4 protein-coding genes are annotated in these 4,144 nt (G+C 45.2%); 1 reads left to right on the top strand and 3 read right to left on the bottom strand.

What is annotated here, in order from left to right; genetic code table 11:
- Window positions 1-100: 100 nt before the first annotated feature.
- From IH879_20850 to IH879_20840, 3 genes are read right to left on the bottom strand one after another with little or no spacing between them, the layout of a single operon-like run.
- Window positions 101-838, bottom strand: a complete 738-nt coding sequence (locus IH879_20850) for a hypothetical protein (protein ID MCH7677378.1) — start codon at window positions 836-838, stop codon at window positions 101-103.
- A 1-nt stretch (window position 839) separates the two neighbouring features.
- Window positions 840-1,544, bottom strand: coding sequence for an ABC transporter permease (locus tag IH879_20845; protein ID MCH7677377.1), 705 nt, complete (start codon window positions 1,542-1,544; stop codon window positions 840-842).
- On the bottom strand, window positions 1,541-2,395 hold the full coding sequence (locus tag IH879_20840) for an ABC transporter ATP-binding protein (protein ID MCH7677376.1): 855 nt from the start codon (window positions 2,393-2,395) through the stop codon (window positions 1,541-1,543). The genes IH879_20845 and IH879_20840 overlap by 4 nt, the downstream gene beginning before the upstream one ends.
- Before the next feature lie 934 nt (window positions 2,396-3,329).
- Between IH879_20840 and IH879_20835 the strand changes: the two genes are divergently transcribed.
- Window positions 3,330-3,803, top strand: coding sequence for a DUF4442 domain-containing protein (locus tag IH879_20835; protein ID MCH7677375.1), 474 nt, complete (start codon window positions 3,330-3,332; stop codon window positions 3,801-3,803).
- The last annotated feature ends 341 nt before the right edge of the window (window positions 3,804-4,144 follow it).

The following is a 4,144-nucleotide window of genomic DNA, read 5'->3' as shown; positions in this document are numbered from 1 at the left end:
TTCAAGATATTAGCACCTGAACACTCGAACACACAAACACGAGAACACTATTATCCACATTGCGATGATATTTAGAGATCACCCCCCCACGAACATTGAATTACCGATGCATTACCTTATTGAATCTCTTTAACAGCACCCATAAAACAAAAATTTGATATAACAGTCCGACAACAAAATAAATCCATATTTTCCCGCCGCCGGAGGTGAGGAGCCAAAAAAATTTCATCGGCCAATAAGTTGGAAAAATTCCAAATGCGAGTTTCCAGGGGGAATCTATAAAATAAGCAAATACTGGCGGCCAAAGGACGATACCAACTGCCTTGGTCAGGGCGAACCCCTGCACTTTATTTTCTGCAAAGGTAGCAAGAAAGAGCGCAAACATCGGCGCCAGAGGGGCAGCCAAAAGAGCCGCTAAAAAAAGAGGTAGAAAGCTTAACTCAACCAGACCGGCGATCGGAAACGAAATTAATGTTATCATAATACTCACGACCAGCGGTAGGGAAATGCGATAGATAAGATAGCCGGTCAATGTTAGTGGGGTTACCTGCAGCGCCGTAATGGTTTGGTCGTCTCGTTGATCGAGTAGTAGAAAACCGATGATCATTCCGAATAAAATAGGCCATTGCAGCAAGATAGCGCTCATGATCAAGTGGTAGTACGGCACCAAATCAAATTGAAATCGACCGGCAAGATAAGTTGAAAGGATCGGCACGCCCCAGCGTATCAGGAAGCCGATCAAAAGAGGTAAAAATACCATCCAGCGCAAAAGGGGGTCGCGAATTATGTTTCGAACATCGATGGGTCCGAGCGCTTTCAGAGCCGTTACGCTTCTCAAGTTAGCGCACCCCTTCTTTTTTAATAATGAAGCGATAAAACATTTTTTGGCTCAATAAAAAAATCAAGCCCAGCGACAAGGCTGAATAGAGCAGGCCGTAAATAACTTGCCAGTTTTTTAGGGGGCTAAAAGCACTTTTCAATAGCAGAAGGGGGGCCTGCAGCGGGTGCAGGTAAAATAACCAGCTTTCCCACAGACCAAAATAGTTAAGAAAAACAAGAGACAGGACAGCGGTGTACAACACAGATGGGAAGAGGTACTCATTAATTGAGTCGTAGCGGGCGACAGCAATAAACCCAAACAAGCAGAAGATCGCAGCCGACAGAGAAATTCCCAGAACCAGTAGCAGGGGGTTAAAATCAAACCCGTAGACAAAGATAACCAAGGCAACATTCTCAAGTATTGAAAGAGCTGTCAGGGTGATGACCTTGGAAAGCAGGTACTCCCAGGTGCGGATGGGAGTTACGATCTGTGCTTCCAGAGTGCCTTCTTTCTTCTCCAACAAAACCAGCCCGCCGAAAAAATAGAATGTGCCGATGAGTAAGTTGTTCAGCAACAGTGCCGGCAGCAGCCATTTAAAATCCAAATTCGGGAACTGACGAAAAATTACTATTGCCACGACCGTCACAAAGGCTGCGGCATAATAAAACCCGTTGCGAAACTGCAGCCGAAAGTCGAGCCACAAACTTGACGCCAGACGCTTCATGACAGGCTCCGCCCGGTTGCCTGAATAAAAACATCTTCTAATGTTGCTTCGAGTGTGTGAATCGTTTGGATGTTGTGATTTTTCAGTAGATTTAAAAAGCCTGCATTGTTCCCTAAATCTTTTAGGGGGAAATCTTCACGTTTGGTTTTCTGGCTGTCATCGTATTCAACGCGCACGTTGGGCTTGCCGTGCTGCAACTTCAGATCACGCGGTGCGCCGATCAATTTGATCTCACCCTCGACGATGAAGGCCACCCGGTCACAAAGTTCGTCGGCGGTGACCATGTCGTGTGTGGTAAGGAAAATCGTTTTTCCGTCCTCTTTTTGCTTTCTAATCAGATTCCTGACCCGACGCGAGTTAACCGGATCAAGTCCGGCAGTCGGTTCATCCATAAACAGTAGATCCGGATTGTGCAGCAGGGAGCGGGCCACACCCAGGCGGGTCTTCATGCCTTTGGAATATTGGGACACCAGCATTTTGCCGTCATTATTGAGTCCCACCAAATCGAGTAAGTCCTGCGGCGATTGCGTTTTGCTCCTGTATAGAGAACCGAAATAGGTCAGGTTTTCAATGGCGGTCAATTTGAGATAGTGATTGGGAAATTCGAATGAGACCCCGATGTGCTCGTAATAATCCGAGTTCCAGTCAACCAGGTTTTTTCCCAAAATAGAGACACTGCCCGGGTAGTCTTTGAGCAGGCCAATTAAAATTTTCTGGGTCGTTGATTTGCCTGCACCGCTTGGCCCCAGGAAACCGAAAATTTCGCCTTTTTCGATGGTGAAATTTAGATTAGTCACCGCAGGCTCGTCGGCTTTTGTGTAGGTATAGCTTAAGTTTTTGACTTGGATCATTTTGATTTGGTTTGAAGTTTAAGTTCGGAGTTCAAGCTTTAGCTTGGAAGGCCGGCCTGAAGGTTGAGCACCAAACTCGTTGGGGCTGTCCCAAAAGGACCCGTGTACCTGTCATTTCGAGCGAAGCGAGAAGAATTAAAGACTTCCCAAAACATTACTTCTAGAGCTACGTTGTGAATGTCACGTTTGTTGTTTCTAAATAACTAATATTTCTCACTGGTTTATTGCCGCTCCGGCCGCCAAAAACGGGCGTCCTGCACGGGCTGCGTGCGCCTCCTCAACCGGTGGCGCTTCGCGCACAATTATAGTTAGCCGCTCACCGCGTCTTTCTTGCGGGGTCGCACTCCGCAGAAGGCAGAGGCGCCAACAAAATGTTCCCCAGACTCCAGTCTGCAAGCAAATTGTCGAGCCTATAGCGAAGAGTGTGCAGCTCTATCTGCCACACCTCACTCCTTCCGCCCGAAACAACTATTTTTCACGCTCGGTTGGGAATGTAACTCAATCGTCCCGATTGAGAGCAAACAAAACGTTTGCGTTACAGCACCTCCATTTGCGCGACATGAATGTCGCATTACTAAAATGAGAATATAGATCGTTTAATTGTGTTGAGCAACTAATTTACTTGCATTTTTGCAGAAAATCAGTTAATCCTTAAAAGTTATTTGTGAGGTGATTAAATTTGGGTGCAGGTTCCATTTTACGCAGTAGCAATATTTCACCCCTACGGGGTTTTCGGTCTTTATATATTATTAACTTGCTATAAATATGTCATCCCTCCGGGATTGATTGATTGCAAAACAATCCAATGTTTTTTTGACCAACCCCTTAGGGGTGGAATATTTATAGAAAATGCCACCAAAAATCCTAAACCCCGTTAGGGGTGAAATATTCTGAGATTAGATTAACGTAAAATCGAACCTGCATCCTTAAATTTATGACTGAATCATTGAAAACTCGACTCTTTCGCTGGTGGTTCAACTTTTTTCCCGCCTATCGACGCACGGGCGGCAGGATTACTTATATTGCCGGTGACCTGCATGAGATTCGAGTCAAGCTTCCGCTCAATTGGAAAACACGAAACTATGTTGGTTCCATTTTCGGCGGCAGCATGTACGGCGCGATTGATCCGATTTATATGATTATGCTGATGAAACTTTTGGGTCCGGAATATATCGTCTGGGACAAAGCCGCAACCATCCAATTTAAAAAGCCAGGCCAGAAAACGTTGTACGCGCGGTTTGTGGTAAGCAAGGAAGAACTGGGTGATGTTCACAAGCGACTTAGCACCGAGCCCTCTATAAACAGGACTTATCAAGTAGACCTGACGGATAGCGACGGCGAAGTTTATGCCTCGTTTGAGAAAACGCTTTACATGCGCCGCAAGGACAAAACAAAGGAAACAAAATAAACGCGGCTCTATGTTGAACGACGTGGGTAAACATTAGAAAAAAATAAAGCCACGGATTCACACCGATTGTACACGGATAAAAGAAATTAGTAACAATAAAAGTAGGATTACTCATCAATTTTGGAAAAGGGGATGTAGAATTCAGGCATTTCATTTATTAACCTGAATAATTCACAAACCATAAAAGTCGTCATTCCCGCGAAGCCTGTCCTCGCGAAGGCGGGGAGCGGGAATCCATTACAAATCAACAACTTAGTGCAGGTAATGGATGCCCGACTACTCGGGCATGACAATATTGAAGTTTTTTGCCTGAAATGGAAATTTATGAATTAACCAGGTTA

The sequence above is a fragment of the candidate division KSB1 bacterium genome (genome assembly GCA_022562085.1).
Classification (GTDB): Bacteria; Zhuqueibacterota; Zhuqueibacteria; order Oceanimicrobiales; family Oceanimicrobiaceae; genus Oceanimicrobium.
Note: the sequence above shows the minus strand (reverse complement) of the source record. Positions and strands in the feature narration are given on the sequence as shown.